At 71.1% G+C, this 18,149-nt stretch carries 11 protein-coding genes; 10 read left to right on the plus strand and 1 reads right to left on the minus strand.

Features of this window, described 5'->3' with window-relative positions; genetic code table 11:
- Positions 1-164: 164 nt before the first annotated feature.
- Positions 165-3,509: a right-handed parallel beta-helix repeat-containing protein gene (locus OG496_RS40885; protein ID WP_405974430.1), complete on the plus strand. Its 3,345-nt coding sequence runs from the start codon at positions 165-167 to the stop codon at positions 3,507-3,509.
- Entirely contained in the window at positions 3,506-4,777 is a 1,272-nt protein-coding gene (locus OG496_RS40890) for a S8 family serine peptidase (RefSeq protein ID WP_405974431.1), read from the plus strand. The genes OG496_RS40885 and OG496_RS40890 overlap by 4 nt, the downstream gene beginning before the upstream one ends.
- 85 nt (positions 4,778-4,862) lie before the next feature.
- Here the strand turns inward: OG496_RS40890 and eccCa are convergent, their stop codons facing one another.
- Positions 4,863-8,798 carry a type VII secretion protein EccCa gene (eccCa, locus tag OG496_RS40895; protein WP_405974432.1) on the minus strand — a complete coding sequence of 1,312 codons (3,936 nt, stop codon included), beginning with the start codon at positions 8,796-8,798 and terminating at the stop codon, positions 4,863-4,865.
- Between the two features lie 328 nt (positions 8,799-9,126).
- Between eccCa and eccD the strand changes: the two genes are divergently transcribed.
- The 8 genes from eccD to OG496_RS40935 all read left to right on the plus strand — a co-directional run bounded on the left by eccD (position 9,127) and on the right by OG496_RS40935 (position 18,131).
- Positions 9,127-10,527 (plus strand): type VII secretion integral membrane protein EccD, encoded by a 1,401-nt coding sequence (gene eccD / locus OG496_RS40900; RefSeq protein WP_366493263.1) that lies wholly within the window; start codon positions 9,127-9,129, stop codon positions 10,525-10,527.
- A 495-nt stretch (positions 10,528-11,022) separates the two neighbouring features.
- The gene (gene eccB, locus OG496_RS40905) at positions 11,023-12,591 is read left to right on the plus strand and encodes a type VII secretion protein EccB (RefSeq protein WP_405974433.1); all 1,569 of its coding nucleotides are present in this window, start codon (positions 11,023-11,025) and stop codon (positions 12,589-12,591) included.
- Between the two features lie 221 nt (positions 12,592-12,812).
- On the plus strand, positions 12,813-13,151 hold the full coding sequence (locus tag OG496_RS40910) for a hypothetical protein (RefSeq protein ID WP_019065061.1): 339 nt from the start codon (positions 12,813-12,815) through the stop codon (positions 13,149-13,151).
- Between the two features lie 67 nt (positions 13,152-13,218).
- Positions 13,219-13,542 (plus strand): WXG100 family type VII secretion target, encoded by a 324-nt coding sequence (locus OG496_RS40915; protein WP_043678268.1) that lies wholly within the window; start codon positions 13,219-13,221, stop codon positions 13,540-13,542.
- A gap of 121 nt (positions 13,543-13,663) precedes the next feature.
- A complete protein-coding gene (locus tag OG496_RS40920; protein ID WP_405974434.1) occupies positions 13,664-14,113 on the plus strand; it encodes a type VII secretion system-associated protein in 450 nt (149 codons plus the stop codon).
- 97 nt (positions 14,114-14,210) lie between these two features.
- Positions 14,211-17,312 (plus strand): AAWKG family protein, encoded by a 3,102-nt coding sequence (locus OG496_RS40925; RefSeq protein WP_405974435.1) that lies wholly within the window; start codon positions 14,211-14,213, stop codon positions 17,310-17,312.
- On the plus strand, positions 17,309-17,758 hold the full coding sequence (locus OG496_RS40930; protein ID WP_043678273.1) for a YbaB/EbfC family nucleoid-associated protein: 450 nt from the start codon (positions 17,309-17,311) through the stop codon (positions 17,756-17,758). Before OG496_RS40925 ends, OG496_RS40930 begins: the two co-directional genes overlap by 4 nt.
- A gap of 7 nt (positions 17,759-17,765) precedes the next feature.
- The gene (locus tag OG496_RS40935) at positions 17,766-18,131 is read left to right on the plus strand and encodes a hypothetical protein (protein ID WP_366493259.1); all 366 of its coding nucleotides are present in this window, start codon (positions 17,766-17,768) and stop codon (positions 18,129-18,131) included.
- The last annotated feature ends 18 nt before the right edge of the window (positions 18,132-18,149 follow it).

Below are 18,149 nucleotides of genomic sequence, written 5' to 3' on the forward strand. Positions count from 1 at the left end.
CCGTTGCGCAACAGCCCATAATTCGCCGTACGGCACTGTTGTGCCGCGCCGCACGCACCCGCCGCGAACGTTCCGCTTTCCGGACCGGAGTGGGAACGCGCGTGCGGGGACGGCATGATGGGGTTACCGCAACCGACAGGTGCCGACACGAGGAGGTCAGCTGAGTGCGCCAGGTACTGACGGTCTGTCCGGAGGGCACCGGGGACGCCCGGACGATCGGAGAGGCCCTGGCGAGGGCGCGCGGAGGCGCGGTGCTGAGTGTGCGCCCGGGGACCTACGAGGAGAACCTCGTCGTCACCACCCGGGTCACCATCGTCGCCGAACAGGCGCGCGGCACCGTCCGGTTGGCACCGCGCAAGGGCACTGTGATCTCGCTGCGCGTCGACGCGGTGATGCTGACCGACCTGGTGGTCCAGGGCCACGACGAGGAACACCCGGCCGTGGACGCCTCGCACGGACAGGTCGCTATGCAGGGCTGCGATCTGTCCGGCGCCTCGTGGACGACCGTACTGGCGCGCAACTCCGGCTCGTTGGCGATGCGTGAGTGCCGGGTGTCGAACCGCACCGGCGCCGGTGTCGTGGTCACCTCGTCCACGGAGAGCTCGCTGGAGTCCTGCACCTTCGAACACTTCGGCACCAGCGGTGTGGTGATCAGTGAGCGCGGCCGGGCCACCCTGCGCGGCTGCACCGTGCGCGACGCGCGCGGCAACGGCGTGCTCGCCAACGGGGATGCGCAAGGCTCCGTAGAGGACTGCGACCTCGCCTCAACCGACAAGCCCTCGCTGGCACTTGAGGAGCGCAGCGCGATACGCGTGCTGCGGACCGTGGTCCGCGACACCTCGATCGGTGTGCACATCACCAGCACCGCCCGCTGCGAGCTGGAGGAGGTGCGGGTCACCGGCAGCAGCGGGCCCGGCATCATCGTCTCGCACGGCTCCGACCCGGTGCTGCGCCGCTGCCGCACCGCCCGCACCACGGGCAACGGCCTGCTGGTGACGGACCGTTCGCGCGGCACGTACGAGGACTGCTGGCTGACCGGCGCCCAGATGGCGGCGCTGCGGGTGGCCGGGGCCTCCTCGCCCACGCTGACCTCGCTGACCGTCCGGGACGGCGAGTCGGACGGTGTCCTGCTCGAAGAGGACGCGGCGGCCGAGCTGGAGCGCGTGGAGATCATCGACGTCAAGGGCACCGGTGTGGTGATCCGCGGCAACGCCAACCCGCTGGTGCGGCGCGCCCGGATCACGGGGGCCGGTGGCTCCGGGGTCTCCGTGCGCGACGGCGGGCGCGGCCGGGTCGAGGACTGCACGGTGGAGGCACCGGGCGGCGCGGGCGCGGAGGTCGCGGCGGGCGGCAACGTCTATCTCGCGGGCTTCCGGGTCAACAACCCCGGCGGTGCCGGTCTGGAGATCGGCGGCGAGGGCACGGCGGCGCTGCGCGACGGCGAGCTGGTCTCGGCCGGCGGCTGCGGTGTACTCGTGGACACCGGCGGCGAGTTGACGGCGAACCGGGTGCGGACCGCCGCGTCCGCCGAGCACGGCTTCCTGGTCCGCGACGGCGGCCGGGCCTCCCTGAACGGCTGCGAGGCGGCGGGCAACGACCGCGACGGCATCCGCGTCGAGTCCGAGGCACCGGTGTCGGTCGTGGGCTGCACGGTCCGCGACAACAAGGGCGGCGGCCTCGTCCAGGCCAAGGCCGGCGGCCGCCTCGCGGTGGAGAACCTCACGAGCACCGGCAACGAGTCCCGCGACGCCTGGGGGTTCGGTGAGGCCGAGGGCACCGACCCGGCGGGCACCGTGTCCGCCTCGGACGGCCCCGGCCGCCCCGACGGACCGATGGCCGCGCTGGAGAGCCTCATCGGCCTCGACAACGTCAAGGAACAGGTCCGCACCCTCGTCAACCTCACCCAGCTCGCCGCCCGCCGCGCCCAACTCGGCATGTCCGCACCGCCGATGAGCCGCCACCTCGTCTTCGCCGGTCCCCCCGGTACGGGTAAGACCACCGTCGCCCGCCTCTACGGCACGATCCTCGCCGAGCTGGGCGCCCTGCGCTCCGGACACCTCGTCGAGGTCTCCCGCGCCGACCTCGTCGCCCAGGTCATCGGCGGTACGGCCATCAAGACCACCGAGGCCTTCGAACGGGCCCTGGGCGGTGTCCTGTTCGTCGACGAGGCGTACACCCTCACCTCCGACTCCCGTGGTTCCGGGGCCGACTTCGGGCGCGAGGCCGTCGACACCCTGCTGAAGCTGATGGAGGACCACCGCGAGGACGTGGTCGTCGTCGCGGCCGGCTACTCCGACGAGATGCGCAGCTTCCTCGGCTCCAACCCCGGTCTGGCGTCCCGCTTCTCACGCACCGTCGAGTTCGAGAACTACTCGGTGCCGGAGCTGGTCGAGATCATGGAGAGCATGTGCGTACGCCACCAGTACGCGCTCGCCGACGAGACCCGGCACGCGCTCGCGGTGCACTTCGAACGCATACCGAAGGACGCCGGGTTCGGCAACGGCCGTGCCGCACGGCAGGTGTTCGAGGAGATGGTGGACCGGCAGGCCGTACGGCTGTCCGCGCTCACCGACGTCACCGAGCAGGACCTCTCGCTGCTGCTGCCGCAGGACATCAGCGAGGAGGCGGCGCGCGCCGCCGCCGACGGCCCGAACGCCGTCGACCCCGGCGACGACGCGCTGAGCAGGCTGGACGCGCTGGTCGGACTGCACGCGGTGAAGCGGGACGTCACCGATCTCGTCAACCTGGTGTCGACGGCCAAGCAGCGCGAGGCCGCCGGACTCCCGGTGCCCCGGCTCAGCCACCACCTCGTCTTCACCGGCCCGCCCGGCACCGGCAAGACCACCGTCGCCCGCCTCTACGGCGAACTCCTCGCCTCCCTGGGCGTGTTGCCGCGCGGCCAGCTCGTCGAGGTGTCCCGCGCCGACCTCGTCGGCCGATACGTGGGCCACACCGCGCAGTTGACCCGCGAGGTCTTCGAACGGGCCCTGGGCGGTGTCCTGTTCGTCGACGAGGCGTACACCCTCACCCCGCGTGAGGCGTCCGGCTCCGACTTCGGCCGGGAGGCCGTGGACACCCTGCTGAAGCTGATGGAGGACCACCGCGACAAGGTGGTCGTCATCGTCGCCGGCTACACGCAGGAGATGGAGAACTTCCTGGCCTCCAACCCGGGCCTGTCCTCGCGGTTCTCGCGCCGGGTCGAGTTCGCCGACTACTCCTCCGACGAGCTGGTCACCATCGTCCGCGAGCACGCCGTACAGCTCGGCTACGAGTGCGCGGCCGGGCTCGGGCCGGTGCTGCGGCAGTACTTCGACGGGCTGCCCCGCGACCGGTCGTTCGGCAACGCGCGCACCGCCCGCCAGATCCTGGAGCGGATGATGACCCGACAGGCGGGCCGGCTCAGCAGACTGGCCGTCCCCAGCCTCGACGACCTGCGGCTCCTCCTCCCGGAGGACCTCGCCGACCCGACGGCCGCCTCCCAGACCTCCAGCGGGGTGGCCCGGGCATGACGACGACGCACAACAAGGCCGTCGCCGCCGGTCTGGCACTGCTCCTGACGGCCGCCGCGAGCGCCGTCGGCGCCGGATCCGCGACGGCGGCCGGCGGCACGGTCCAACTCCCCGTGCTGGCCTCGCAGTTGGACGCCGACGCGGCCTGTGCGGCGGGCTCGGACCGGCGCGCCACCGACGTTCCCTGGGAACAGGTCTCGCTCCAGCTCAGCCGGACCTGGCCGTTCGCGTCGGGCACCGGGGTGACCGTCGGCGTGGTCGACACCGGGGTCTCGTCCTCCGCCCCCGCGCTCAAGGGCCGGGTCACGGCGGTCGGCGACGCCGGGACCGACTGCGTGGGACACGGCACCTTCGTGGCCGGGCTGGTCGGCGCGGCCGTAGCGGACGGTGTGCGGTTCGCGGGGGTGGCGCAGCAGGCGCGGATCCTCGCGGTGCGGGGGAGTGACGCGCGGGGGAAGGTCACCGCGGACCGGGTCGCGGACGGGATCCGGGCCGCCGTGGACGGCGGTGCGAAGGTCGTGACGGTGTCGGCGGCGCTCGGCAGTGACACCACCGCGCTGCGGTCCGCGGTCGCGCTGGCCGCGAAGAAGGACGTCCTGGTGATCGCGGCGGCCGTACCGGACACCCCGGCGACGGCGACCTCGACGGACACTCCGCCCGCCCGCGACTACTACCCGGCCGCCGACGACGGCGTGCTCTCCGTCCTCGACGTCGACGTCTCCGGCAAGCGGCCGACCGGCGCGTACACGACGTCCAGCGCGTCAATTTCCGCGCCCGGGGACGGAGTTGTCGGCATCGGCCCGAAGAAGGCCGGCCACTACATCGGCTCCGGGGCCTCCCTGGCCGCCGGTTTTGTGGCGGGGGCGGCGGCGCTCGTCCGCTCCGTCCACCCGGACCTGACGGCCGCCCAGACCGCGACCCTGCTGCGCACCTCCGCGTATCCGGCCGACGTGCCCCGCCTCGACCCGTACGCGGCCGTCACCTCGGTCCTGGCCGGCACCGCCGCCGCACCGGCCCGAGGAGACGCCGGCACCCCGGTCCACCTCCCGGCCGACAAGGCGGCCGGCCCCCTTCGCCGCGCCCTGTGGCCCGCGTCGGCGGGCCTCGCCGTGATCATCGCGGTGGTGTGGCTGGGGCTGATCCTGCCCCGGGGGCGCCGTTTGGGGTGGCGCCCGTCGCGGCCGGAGGGTACGGCCGAGCCCGAGACCGAGGGCGCGGAGAGCCCGGTTCCGGTGGGCACCGGTGCCCAGGGGACCTCGGAGAGCTGACGGCCGGGAACCACGCACAGTGTGAGACGGAACGGCCCCGGGCGACGAACAGTCGCCCGGGGCCGTTCCGTTCGGCGTCGGCGCCTTACTCCTCGGCCCCCGCCGCCAGTGCCGTCTGGATGAGCGACGGCTTGCGGCGGACGATGTGGAGGGCTCGGCCCGGGGGGAGGACGCGGGGTTTGACGTTGCCGAAGACGTAGCCCTCGGACGGGGAGCAGGACATCAGGATGCCCGGGGTGTTGACCTCGTCCATGCGGCGCAGGAGTTGGTCGTTCAGGCCGCGGCCGGCGCCCGTGGCGGAGCGGGCGATGACCACGTGGAGGCCCAACTCGTGGCCCAGGGCGAGGTGTTCGAAGAGCGGGGCGAAGGGGTGGTCCATGACCGTGCCGCCGCCGACCATGTCGTAGTCGTCGACGAGGACGAACAGGCGGGGGCCCGTCCACCAGTCGGCCTGCCGCATGCGGGCCGGGGTGATCTCCTGGCCGGGGACGCGGGTGCGCAGGGCCTTCGCCGAGCCGCCCACCAGTTGTTTGAGGGCTTCCAGGGCCACCGCGTGGCCGAGGCGGTACTCCTCGGGGACGGCGTCGACCAGGCCGCGGCGGTAGTCGACGACGAGGATGCGGGCCTCGGCGGGGGTGTAGCGGGCGACGACGGAGTCCGCCACGAGCCGTAGGAGGTTGGTCTTGCCGCTCTCCGAGTCGCCGACCGCGACCAGGTGCGGGGTGCGGGAGAAGTCGTGCCAGACGGTGCCGAGGGTCTCCTCGTCCTGGCCGAGCGCGATCTTGAGGCTGACGCCGTCGCCGAGTTCGGGCTCGGGCAGTTCGGCCGCGGGCAGCCGGTGCGGGAGCATCCGGACCTGCGGGGCGCGCGGGCCGTGCCAGGCCGAGGCGATCCGGTCGACCAGGTCCGCGACGCCCTCGCTGAGGGTCTCGTGGTCGGTGGAACCGTCGCCGCGCGGCAGCGCCGAGAGGAAGTGGAGTTTCGTCTCGACGGTCAGGCCGCGGCCCGGGATCTGCGGTACCGCGCTCGCCTTGCGGATGTCCACGACGGAGTCCATCGTGTCGCCGAGCCGGAGTTCGAGCCGGGTCGCGGACTGGTCGCGGACCGGGGCGGTGAGTTCCAGCCAGCGGGCGGTCGCGACGATCAGGTGGATGCCGTAGTTGAGGCCGCTGGTGGCGATCTGGTTGAACGTGGGGATGAACTGGTCGAAGTTCTGCCGGACCGCCGACCAGCCGTCGATCACCAGGAAGATGTCACCGTGCGGTTCGTCGGGGAACTCCCCGGCCGCCCGGCGCCGCCGGTAGGTGGACATCGAGTCGATGCCGTTGTCGAGGAAGAACTGCTCGCGCTGGGTGAGGACGGCGGTGACCTCGGCGACCGTACGGCTGATCCGCTCGGTGTCGAGGCGGGCCGCGACCCCGCCGACATGCGGCAGGCCGGTGAGCTGGGAGAGCGTGCCGCCGCCGAAGTCGAGGCAGTAGAACTGCACTTCGCGCGGGGTGTGGGTGAGCGCGAGCGCCATGATGAGGCTGCGCAGGACGGTGGACTTGCCGCTCTGCGAACCGCCCGCGACGGCGACATGGCCGCCAGCCCCGGCGAGGTCCACCACGAGCGGGTCACGGCGCTGGTCGAAGGGCTTGTCGACCAGGCCGACCGGGACCCGCAGCTTCCCGGCGCCGACCCAGCGGGACGCGGTCAGACCGCGGTCCGGGTCCTCGGCGAGACCGCCGAGCAGGACGTCCAGCGGGGACGCGGTGTCCAGCGGCGGCAGCCACACCCGGTGGGCGGGCGGCCCGGAGTCGCGCAGCCGGTCGAGCGCCACCGCCAGCAGGCTCTCGGTGGCCTCCTCCGCCTCGGGCTCCGGCGCCGCGATCGCGGCCGGTGCCGGAGCGCGCGGCACGATGTACCCGGTCGACCAGGGCACCACCTGGGTGGCGACCCGGGCCTGCGCGACCGCGCCGCCGCGCCTGCGGTAGGGGCCGGAGACATAGGCGGCACGGAAGCGGGTGAGCGCCTCGATGCCGCTCTTGAGGTAGCCGCTGCCGGGCTGGGAGGGCAGTTCGTACGCGTCGGGGACACCGAGGACACCCCGTGACTCCATCGCGGAGAAGGTGCGCAGACCGATCCGGTACGACAGGTGCGACTCCAGCTGGTGCATCCTGCCCTCGTCCAGGCGCTGCGAGGCGAGCAGCAGATGCACGCCCAGCGACCGGCCGAGGCGGCCGATCATCACGAACAGCTCCATGAACTCCCGGTGCGAGGCGAGGAGTTCGCTGAACTCGTCGACGACGACGAACAGGCTGGGCATCGGGGCGAGATCGGCGCCGCCGGCCCGTGCCTTCTCGTACTCCAGGGCCGAGGTGTAGTTGCCGGCGGACCTCAACAGCTCCTGGCGGCGGATGAGTTCACCGTGCAGCGCGTCCTGCATGCGCTCCACCAGGGCGGCCTCGTCGGCGAGGTTGGTGATGACGGCGGAGGTGTGCGGGAGTTCGTCCAGGCCGAGGAAGGTCGCGCCGCCCTTGAAGTCCACCAGGACGAAGTTCAGGGTCTCGGAGGAGTTGGTGAGCGCGAGACCGAGGACCAGGGTGCGCAGCAGCTCCGACTTGCCGGAACCGGTGGCGCCGATCAGCATGCCGTGCGGGCCCATGCCGCCCTGCGCGGACTCCTTGATGTCCAGCTCCACGGGCCGGCCGTCCGCGCCGACGGCGACCGGGACGCGCAGCCGGGCGGAGCCGGTGTGCCGCCGCCAGATCGTGTCGGGGTCGAGCCGGTGCAGGTCGGCGATGCCGAGCAGGGTGGTCAACTCGGTGTCGTTCGAGAGCGGTTCGACCGCGTCGGAGGAGAGCGTCATCCGGTACGGCGCGATCAGCCGGGCCAGCGCTTCGGCGGCGACCGGACCGAGCCGGTCGGGGCGGCCCAGGACGGTGGACTGTTCCTTGCGGCTGCGGTCGGTGCGGACCAGGGCGACCGCGTCCGGGGCGACTTCGAGACGCAGCGTGGTGCGGCCGGGGCGCCAGGTGAGGCTGTCGGAGAGGTCGAGGACGACGGCGTTGCGGTAACCGGGGCCGTCGAAGCGGTGTCCTGCCGGGATGGCTGCGCCGTCCACGATGACGACCACCAGCGGCTCGTCGCGGCCGGGCACGGCGTCGGGGTCGAACGCGGGCCGCTCGGAGAACTCGCTGCCGAGCTGGTCCTCCAGATCGGTGAAGGCGGAGGCCACCATGCGCAACGGGCCCGCGCCGTCGGTCTCCTGGGGGTGCTGGTTGTGCGGCAGCCACTTCACCCACTCCCACTCGGCACGCACCTCGTCAGCGGCGCAGACCGCGATCCACAGCTCCTCCGGCGGGTGGAACAGGGCCAGTTGGGACAGCGCGGCACGCAGCATCCCGCGCGCGGCGTCGTGGTCGCCGTGCACCAACACCCGTGACCAGGACCGCAGATACAGCGCGATGGGCTGGCCGGGAACGGTGCTGTAGGCGCGGATGAAACGGCGCAGCGCGTGCGCGCACAGCGGTTCCAGGTCCTCGACCGGCTTGCTGGACACGGGAGTCAGCCGCATCGCGAGCTGCTGGTCGCCGACCGCTATCCGTACCTCGCCGAAGTCGTCGTCCTTGACCCGGCGCTCCCACAGCCGCGTCGTGCGGACCATGGTGCGCAGCACCCGGGGCTCGGGGTGCCGCCAGGCGAGCGCGAGCTGCTGCTCGATCACGGCACGCTGCACCGTACGCCGACTCTGCGCCAAGTAGCGCAGATAGTCCCGGCGTTCACCGCGCAGCCGCTGCTTGCGGTCGCCGGCCTTGCGCATGACCTGGCCGATCATCATCGCGCCCGCGGCCATCACCATCATGCCGAGCGCGATGTACATGAAGATGCCGCTGGACTGGCCGCCCGACCGCATGAACATCATCATCATCGAGACCGACATCATGGCCATCGGCAGATACGTCCACACCGCGGACGTGTCCGGGACGGTCTCCATGAGGGTCGGCGGTTCCTGGAGGACCAACTCGCCTGCGGGCATGTCGGGTCCACGACGGCGGGCAGGACGACGGAACAGGACCACGCTCAACGCTTGGGGCTCCTAACGGACTTCGCGCACCGCGGCGGCATGTGGGGGCATGCACCGAATTCCGGCCTCGGCACTGGCACGGTGGAGGACGCTGTCAACACCGTTGGTGGGGGCTCCCGTTGACACGCGTCGTAGGGAGTGTCAGTAGTGTGCACCCCGTCAACTCTGTACGTCCATGTCACCCCCCGCTACACCGGCACCCTGTTTCCCTTAGTTCCCCCCACCCCGCACGCCGCGCCGCGTGCCCCCGTTTCGATGTCCAGGAGACGTGAGCCCCGGTATGACCGACACTTCCGTGACCGGCCTGTGCCATCTGACCGTGCGGGCCCCGGCCCGCACCATCGACCTCGCCGTGCCGTCCGACGTGCCGGTCGCCGACCTGCTGCCCACCGTGCTGCGGTACGCGGGGGAGGAGGCGGAAGAGACCGGCCTCGAACACGACGGCTGGATACTCCAGCGCCTCGGCGGCCGGCCGCTCGACGACGAGGCGACCCTCGCCTCCCTCGGGATGACCGACGGCGAGGCGCTCCATCTCCGGCCGCGCACCGAGGCGTTGCCCGAGGTACGCCTCGACGACCTGGTCGACGGCATCGCCGCGGTCACCCGGGACCGGCTGCACGGCTGGAGCCCCGAGGCGGCCCGGCGCCTGCTGCGCGGCCTGCTCGCCGTGGCGGTACTGGCCGGGCTCGTCCTGCTGGCGCTGCCGGGCGCCCCGGCGTCGCTGCGCGCGGCCACCGCCGTGGGAACCGGTCTACTGCTGCTGGCCGGGGCCGCGTCGGCGAGCCGGGCGGTGGACGATCCGGCGACCGGCGTGATCCTGGGCCTGCTCGCGTCCCCGGCGCTCGCGCTCGCGGGCTGGCTGGTGCCGGGCGGTGAGCTGAGCGGTCCGCAGGCCCACCAGGTGCTGGGGGCACGGCTGTTGGGGGCGGCGGCGGCCTGGGCGGGCGGCGCGGTCCTCGCCCTCGCGGCCTCCGCGGCCCGCACCCCGCTGTTCCTGGCGTCGGCGCTGGTGGCGCTCGCGGCGGCGGTGAGCGGTGTGCTGATGACGGTGTTCGACGTGCGCGTGGCGGGCGCGGCCGGTGTGGTCGCGGCGCTGACGGTGCTGCTCGGCGGTCTGGTGCCGTCGCTGTCGTTCAAGTTCGCCGGGATGCGGATGCCCGCGCTGCCCACCAACGCGGAACAGCTCCAGGAGGGCATCGAGCCCTACCGGGGCAACGACGTCGCCGTACGCACCGAGCTGGCCGGCGAGTGGATGACCGCGCTGTACGGCGCGACGGGCGTGCTCTCGTCGGCCTGCCTGGTGGCCCTGGCCCGCCGCCCGAGCCTCCCGTCGCTGCTGGTCGCGCTGGTCCTGTCGCTGCTGCTGCTCCTGCACGGCCGAGGTCTGGTGAACACCGCGCAGCGGCTCGTGCTGGTACTGCCGGGCGCCTGGGGTCTGCTGCTGCTCGCGTTCGGCTGGGGCCTGCGGCTGTCCGGCACCGAGCGGACCCTGCTGGTCGCGGGCCTGCTCGCGGTGGCGGCGGCCCTCACGGTCGCGGTGTGGACCGTACCGGGACGGCGCATGGTCCCGTACTGGGGGCGCGCCGCGGAGATCCTGCACTCCCTGCTGGCGATCGCCCTGCTGCCACTGACCCTGTGGCTGCTGGGCGTCTTCGGCACCCTCCGCGGCATGTTCGGCTGACCGCGTGCCGGTCCTGCGGACGAGAAGCGATTGAACTGGCCCCCGTCGCAGGTCGGTTGGGAACCATCGGTCCGGACCGGTCCGGGAACCGCCGGTCCGCGGGCAGGGTCTGGGCCCGTGGACCGGGACGGGGCCGGAAGCGGAGCGCGGGCGGACTCGCCCGCTGGTCCGAGACGAGGGTCGGGTGAACCGGCCGTCGTTTCGGGTCGGTTCGGGAACTGTCGGTCCGCGGCCGGGGTCCGGGCCCGTGGACCGGGACGGGGCCGGAAGTGGAGCGCGGGTGGATTTGCCCGCTGGTCCGGGACGAGGGTCGGGTGAACCGGTCGTCGTTTCGGGTCGGTTCGGGAACCGCCGGTCCGCGGCCGCGGGCCGGGTATGTCGGACGAGAGCGGGAACCGGACGCGGTGTCACGGGCCGACCGGCCCGTCGGTCCGTGAGCAGGGTCCGGGCACAGCCGGACGAACAACAAGCCGAACGACCAGCCGGGAGGAAAGCGTGCGGTCGAAGCGCGACCAGGTGCAAGCGCACACGTTCATGATGGGCCGCCTGACCTCGGGCATGCTGCTCGCCGATCCGGACGCACCGGAGAGCCCCCTGGGCCGCACCAGCCGGGGCGCCCTCGTCGGCCTGATCGTCGGCGTGCTGTTCTGCGCGGGGGCGCTGGTGTTCGGGCTGCTCAAGCCGGGCGGCAACGACGCCTGGCGCAGCGGCGACACCCTGATCGTCAACAAGGACACCGGCGCCCGCTACCTGTACGCCGACGGCCGGCTGCGCCCGGTGCGCAACTACGCCTCGGCCGTGCTGATCGGCGGCGCCGACCTGAAGACCACGTCGGTCGGCTCGAAGTCGCTCGCGGGCACCCCGGTCGGCAGGCCGGTCGGGATCACCGGCGCCCCCGACTCCGTACCGGGCACCGGCGACCTGGAGTCCTCGCCGTGGGAGGTCTGCTCGACAGGCTCCGGCAGCCAGACGACCCTGGTGCCGGGTGCCCCCGTGGAGACGGACCCGGTCGGCGCGAAGTCGGCGCTGGTGGTCAAGGGCCCGGACAAACACACCTACTTGGTGTGGCAGGGCAGCCGTCTTGAGCTGGACGAGGACTCGGGCGCCGCGGAGTCCCTCGGCTACGCGCCCGTGACACCCCGCCCGGTGTCGGCGGCCTTCCTCGACGCCCTGGTGACCGGCCCGGACCTGGCCACCCCGAAGGTCGACGGCCGCGGCACGACCGGCCCCGAACTGGGCGGCCGGGCCACCCGGATCGGCCAGGTGTTCCGCGTGGTCGCGGGCTCCGGCAACCAGGAGTACCTCCTGCAGAAGGACGGCCTGCACCCGGTGACGGACACCCAGTCGGCGCTGCTGCTCGGCGATCCGGACACCCGCAAGGAGGCCTACGACGGAGGGGCGCCGAACGTCGTCACCATCGACGTCTCCGACCTGCGCGCCCACCAGGCACCGGGATCGGCCGGCACCGACCCGTCCGTCGCCGGGCTGCCGGACACCCCGCCGAGCGCGCTGGCGCTGGCGGCCGGGGAGTCGGTGTGCGCCCAGGTCGACCCGGCCGACGGGCAGGTGCGGGTGACCTCGGTACGGGTCCCGGAGACCGCGCTGTACCCGGCGGCCCAGGCGGACCCGACGGCGCTGACCGCGGCCTGCGTGAGCGTGGACCGGGTGGTGACCCGGCCCGGACACGGCACGCTGGTAAGGGCGTTGGGCGCGGCCGGTGAGACCGTCGGCGACACCACGTTCCTGGTCGGCGACGACGGCGTGAAGTACCGCATCCCGGACGCCGGCGCGCTCGCCGCCCTCGGCTACGGCGGGGCCACACCGGTGAAGGTGCCGTCCACGCTGCTGTCGATGCTGCCGACCGGACCCGAACTCAGCGCCAGGGCGGCCTCGTCGGACTCCGGCTCGGTGGGCGGAGGCATGGGCGGCGCGGCGGCGCAGTGCGGCACGGGTGCCGGTGCCGGTGCCGGCGGACGGTCCGGCATCGAGGCCGGCCTGCCCGCGGTCGCCGGACAGGCCCCGGCGGGCGGTTCCCTCAACTCGGTCTCGGGGGCCGGGAACTGACGGATTCACGCCGACGGAGATCGTGTTCACGCCAAACTGGATTCACTCCAGAACCGGCGACCACGGAACCGCGTGTTCCGGTCAAGTTGCTTACCGGTAAAAGCATCTGAACGGAAGCGGTCGGCAAGCTCAGATCTTCCTCAGTTCGTTGTCAGCGCAACTTCCGTCAATCTAGGCTCAGTTGCACTCGTACCTCAGATCGACTTACGAAAGGTGGGACGATGGCTGGAGATGGCCAGCAGTCAAGCGAAGGTTCGACCCGGAACGGAATCCAGGCCCTGGAGAGCGCCTTCAGCGGCATCGTGAAGATCCGTCAGGACGTCGACAGCACCCGTTCCACCCTGGGCAGCGGCTACCAGGGCAGCGACGGCGGTCAGTACGGCCAGCTCCTCGCACAGTGGGACGGCCAGTGCAACGTCATCCTCAAGAACCTTGAGGACGTCATCGACCGGCTGAACCAGAGCCTCGTGGAACACAACAAGACCCAGGGTTCCTCGAACGACTCCATCAACCAGGCGTACAACGCGTCGCAGTCGGCCTTCGACCAGCTCGCCGGCTGACCGACGCCCGCTTCCCCGTGACCTCGCGGTCACGTCCGATCCCCACATCGCGTAAGAGAGGCAAGCTGTGGCAGACAACCTGTCCGACGGTGTCATCTACGTCAGCTACAACCACATGTCGAACGCCGCGGACGACATGGTGGCGCAGACCAAGGCGATCGCCCAGACGCTCTCCAGCCTTGAGCAGGAACTCGGCGAGCTGTCCAAGACGTGGTACGGAAACGACGCCGACACCTACCGCCAGAAGCAGGCGGCCTGGGACGGCGCCGTGCAGAACATGGAGACGCTGCTCACCTCGCACTCGCAGCTCCTCAACGAGATCTCCAACAGCTACAAGTACAGCGAGAACTCGCTCAGCCAGATGTGGTCCGAGGTCACCATCGGCCGCTGAGCCGGCCGGCCCCCACCGCACCGACCGGTCACCTCGCGGTCGGTGCGGTCGTCCAGGCTCCTTCCCGTTCCGTCGCCGCGCCGTACGCCAGGGCCGGCGCGTTCCGCCCGCGGAGGCATCCATGGCTGATCTGACCCACCTCGACTCGACCGCGCTGAAGAACTTCAAGAACACCGACGTCGCGGACTTCATCACCGATCTGGTGAACATCCGCAAGGACAACGCGGGCGTCCGGTCCCTGAAGAACCTGATCGCCGAGACCGGCGCGGGCTCCGCCCAGGGCCTCGCCAAGATCCTGCGCATCGGCCTGATGAACGGCGGCGACAGCTCGGACCCGGTCGGCGGGGCCACCCTGGTGGAGGCGCTCAAGACCCAGGCGACCGCGCTGGACAAGATCCTCACCGGTCAGAAGACGCTCTTCGACGACATCGACGACGCGCTGGACGAGACGATCACCACCCTGCTGAAGACACAGGGCGACAGTCTCGACTTGATCGACGGCGAGAAGCTGCTGGACATCTTCGACACCGTCGACGGCGACATGAGCGGCAGCGACTCGACGACCTCCTGAGGCCGGTGCGCGGCCCGCCGGCTCCTGCCGAGCCCGGGCCCCGCACCCCGGAACCCCCCACCCAGTCCCCCTCCTCCTCCGCAGCGGAGTCCGCCCCATGGCCGAAACCACCACCGGGACCGCCAACTACGACCCGGACGACTACTTCGCCCAGGCCGTCACCGACTTCACCGGCTACACGATTCCGGCCCGGTCCGCCCTGTTCGACAAGCTCAGCAGCTCGAACAGCGACGACTTCGGCGACCTCAAGCTGTTCCGGATGGACATCCAGGGCATCGACATGAGGTCGGTGACCGCGGCGGACTACTCGGCGATCGGCGGCTGGCAGGTCAACAAGGGCGAGGACTACGACCTCGCCTTCTACGACGCCGGCGGGGACGGCGCGCACGACAGCGTGAGCATGAAGAAGGCCCGGATCGTGATGATCGGCGTCACCGTCGACGGGAACGGCCGCGCCACGCTCTGGAGCGGCGGCGAGACCACCACCGGCGGCGCGTTCGAGGGCTCGTACTCGCACGTCCAGTGGGACTCGGGGCCGATGGCGCAGTACATCTCGGGCAGCAAGCTGATCCTCGACCACATCCTGGCGTCGCCGTACTCGACGCAGGGCTTCTCGTACAGCGGGCTGTCGGTCATCGACGCCAACGCCGTCGACATGCTCTCCTTCGAGAACACCGGGCAGTCCTTCGACCGGGTGGTGCAGTTCTTCAAGGACCACTCGGACATCGTCGACAAGTGGATGACCTCGCTCGGCGAGGACCAGGCGGCCTGGAAGGGCAAGGCGGCCAGCCTCTTCTGGCATCTCCTCGACGAGCTGAAGACCAACTACAACGGCTACGTCTCCCAGTTGGGCGGCACCGACTACACGCCGACCAACACCACCCTCGGCGGCTACGTCCCGAAGTCGAAGCTGAGCGACGCGCTGGCCGCCGCGCAGACGGCGCTGAAGCAGGCGGTCACCGATCTGCAGACCGCGTGGAACGACTGGGCGTCGGACGGCCAGCACGACCCGCACTACCACGTGAAGAAGATCCTCGACGAGATCAGTCAGTGGGTCATCAACAACAACATCAACCACGTGCTGTCGTCGACGACGTCCACCTACAGCGAGTACGGAGGCGGCGACTACACCTCCTACTCCACCGACGCCAGCTTCAAGCAGTCCGTCCCCGAGTACGGCGACCTCACCCAGCACACCACCTGGCAGAAGGTCGCCGACGCCGCCGTCAAGAGCTGGTCGGACCACGCGGACTCCAAGCTCAAGCAGCCGTCCATCGACGCGCTCAGCAACGTGAAGAACGCCTGGGCCGACGTGCAGGACGCCTTCGACCAAGAGGTCAAGAACAAGAACAACGAGACGCTCTCCGAGGTCCTCCAGAAGGAGGAGAACGAGATCGCCGAGGACGAGGCGAACAAGAACAACGACAAGCTCAACGACAGCCTCAACAACCTCGATGACAATCTCAACAACCTCGGCGACAACCTCAACAACCTCAACGACAACGTGAACGACAACCTCAACAACCTGGGGGACAACCTCAACAACCTGAACGACGGCCTGAACGACAACCTGAACAACATCGGTGACGGCCTCAACAACCTCGGCACGAACCTCAACACCAACCTGAACGACAGCCTCAACAACATCGGCGACGGCCTGAATTCGAGCCTCAACAACCTGAACGACGATCTCGGCAACAGCCTGAACAACGTCGGCAGCGGGCTCGACGACCTCAACTCCAACAGCCTGCTGAACAACGACGGTTCGAACGGCAACGACCTGAGCAACCTCGCCAGCACCATGCTGAACGGCCCGTCGCTCCTGAACAACGGCAGCGACTCCACCAAGAACGGCTCGACCTCGCTCAACTCCCCGACCGGGGGCACCACTCAGCTCAACGGCGACGGCTCGCTCACCACGACGTTCCCGGACGGCTCGACCCAGACCATCGACCCGTCGACCGGCCTGGTCACCACCACGAACCCGGACGGCACCACCTCGGTCTCCCAGCTCAACCCGGGCAGCACCATCACCAACCCGGACGGCTCGACCACCACGCTCAACGACGACGGCACCCTCACCACCAAGTTCCCGGACGGCACGAGCCAGACCCTCAACCCGGACACCGGCCAGGTCACCACCACGAACCCGGACGGCACCGTCAGCACGTCGACGCTCAACCCGACCGACGGCTCCTTCACCACCCCGGACGGCTCGACGGCCCAGCTCAACGCCGACGGCTCGCTGACCACGAAGTTCCCGGACGGCTCCACCGAGACGCTCAACCCGGACACCGGCCAGGTCACCGTCACCGACCCCTCGGGCCACGTCACCACCTCGCACCTCAACCCGGGCGACTCCTTCACCAACCCGGACGGCTCGACCACCACGCTGAACGACAACGGCACGCTGACCACGAAGTTCCCGGACGGCTCCACCCAGACCCTCAACCCGGACACCGGCCAGCTCACCACCACCGACCCGTCGGGCCACACGACCACCACCGACATCGACGGCACCGGCCTCCCCTCGTCCTCGGTCGACACCAGCGGCCTCAACGGCAACGGCATCGACACCAGCGGCATCGACACGAGCGGGCTGAACAACGGCAGCAGCCTCGACACCAGCGGCCTGAACACGAGCGGCCTCAACAGCGGTGGACTGAGCAGCGGCGGCCTCAACACGACCGGCGGCGGCCTGGATTCGGGCCTGGACAGCGGCTACGACGACTACGACAGCACCCCCTACACCGGCGGCCCGCTGCGCTCCGACTCCCTCGACACCGCCGCCCTCGACGCCTCCACCGCGGCGCAGGCGTCGAGCGGCACCCCGCTCAACCCGATGGGGATGGGCGGCATGGGTGGCATGGGCGGCGGCGGTATGGGCGGTGGCGGAGGCGGCGGTCAGGGCGGCACCAGCGAGCGCACCCGGGCAGTCCTCACCGACCCGTCCAACGGCGCCACCCGGCGCGGCCGGACCAACCGGGCCGCATCCGTGGACGAGGACGAGGACGTCGTGTACACCCGGCCCACCACGTCCAGCGCCCCCTACCCGGTGGGCGGCCCCGGCGGCAACGGCGCCGGACAGAACGGCCGTTCCACGGAGAGCGGCGACCGCGCCCGTGACGCGTGGCTCACCGAGGACGAGGACGTCTGGGGCACCGACGAGGGCGGTTCGCCGGCGGTGATCGGCCGATGAGCAGCGAGTCGATCGAGCAGCGGCTGGCCAAGGCGGTGGCCGAACTGGAGGCCACCGAGGCCGCGGTGGCGCGCGCCGAGGGCGAACTCGCCCACGCCGAGAGCACGGTGCGCTCCGCGGACCGCGCGGTCGAGGTGACCGTCTCCGCGCAGGGCGACCTGCGCGCGCTGACCTTCCTGGACGACAAGTACCGCACGATGCCCGCAGGTCAGCTCGCCGCGAGCGTGCTGGAAGCGGTGCAGGAGGCACGGGCACGGATGGCCCGGCACGTCATGGCCACCTTCGAGCCCTTCACCAAGGCCAACCCCGAGGCACCCGAGATCACCGGCTTCGACGTCGACTGGAACAAGATCTTCGGGCCCGGTGTCCTGGAGGGCCCCAAGGGCGGCCGACGACGCGGGGCCGGCCGGCTCCGCGACGAGATCAGCGAAGACCCGGAGGACTGAGAAGACGATGGCTTCGAACGCCTACTCCGCCACCCCGCCCGCGCTCGTCGCCGGCACCCGGCAGATCGAGCAGATCAGCCGGCTGGCCAATGAGATGATCAACGAGTTCATCACGGACGTGTCGTCCACCTCCGGCTGGCCCGGACACGACGACAGCTACGCCAAGCAGATGCTGCCGCAGGAGAAGGAACAACGGGAGGGCTCCATCAAGACCGGCTCGTCCCTGTCCGAGGCGATCGTCAGCGTCGGCGACGGCACCCTCACCAACCTCAAGAGCGTGCTGGGCACCCAGAGCGGCGTACTCGACGCCATCCACGGCTCCGACATCAACACGGGCGACACCGACGGTGGTTCGCACGGCGGAAAGCACTGACGCAGCGGATCGCCCCTG

It is taken from the genome of Streptomyces sp. NBC_00988 (assembly GCF_045162645.1).
In the GTDB taxonomy this organism is placed as follows: Bacteria; Actinomycetota; Actinomycetes; order Streptomycetales; family Streptomycetaceae; genus Streptomyces.

Bases quoted from the DNA above. Each gene is read 5' to 3' on its own strand.
- OG496_RS40890 (WP_405974431.1), top strand. From the start codon at position 3,506: ATGACGACGACGCACAACAAGGCCGTCGCCGCCGGTCTGGCACTGCTC.
- eccCa (WP_405974432.1), bottom strand. From the start codon at position 8,798: ATGCCCGCAGGCGAGTTGGTCCTCCAGGAACCGCCGACCCTCATGGAG.
- eccD (WP_366493263.1), top strand. From the start codon at position 9,127: ATGACCGACACTTCCGTGACCGGCCTGTGCCATCTGACCGTGCGGGCC.
- OG496_RS40910 (WP_019065061.1), top strand. From the start codon at position 12,813: ATGGCTGGAGATGGCCAGCAGTCAAGCGAAGGTTCGACCCGGAACGGA.
- OG496_RS40920 (WP_405974434.1), top strand. From the start codon at position 13,664: ATGGCTGATCTGACCCACCTCGACTCGACCGCGCTGAAGAACTTCAAG.
- OG496_RS40925 (WP_405974435.1), top strand. From the start codon at position 14,211: ATGGCCGAAACCACCACCGGGACCGCCAACTACGACCCGGACGACTAC.
- OG496_RS40930 (WP_043678273.1), top strand. From the start codon at position 17,309: ATGAGCAGCGAGTCGATCGAGCAGCGGCTGGCCAAGGCGGTGGCCGAA.
- OG496_RS40935 (WP_366493259.1), top strand. From the start codon at position 17,766: ATGGCTTCGAACGCCTACTCCGCCACCCCGCCCGCGCTCGTCGCCGGC.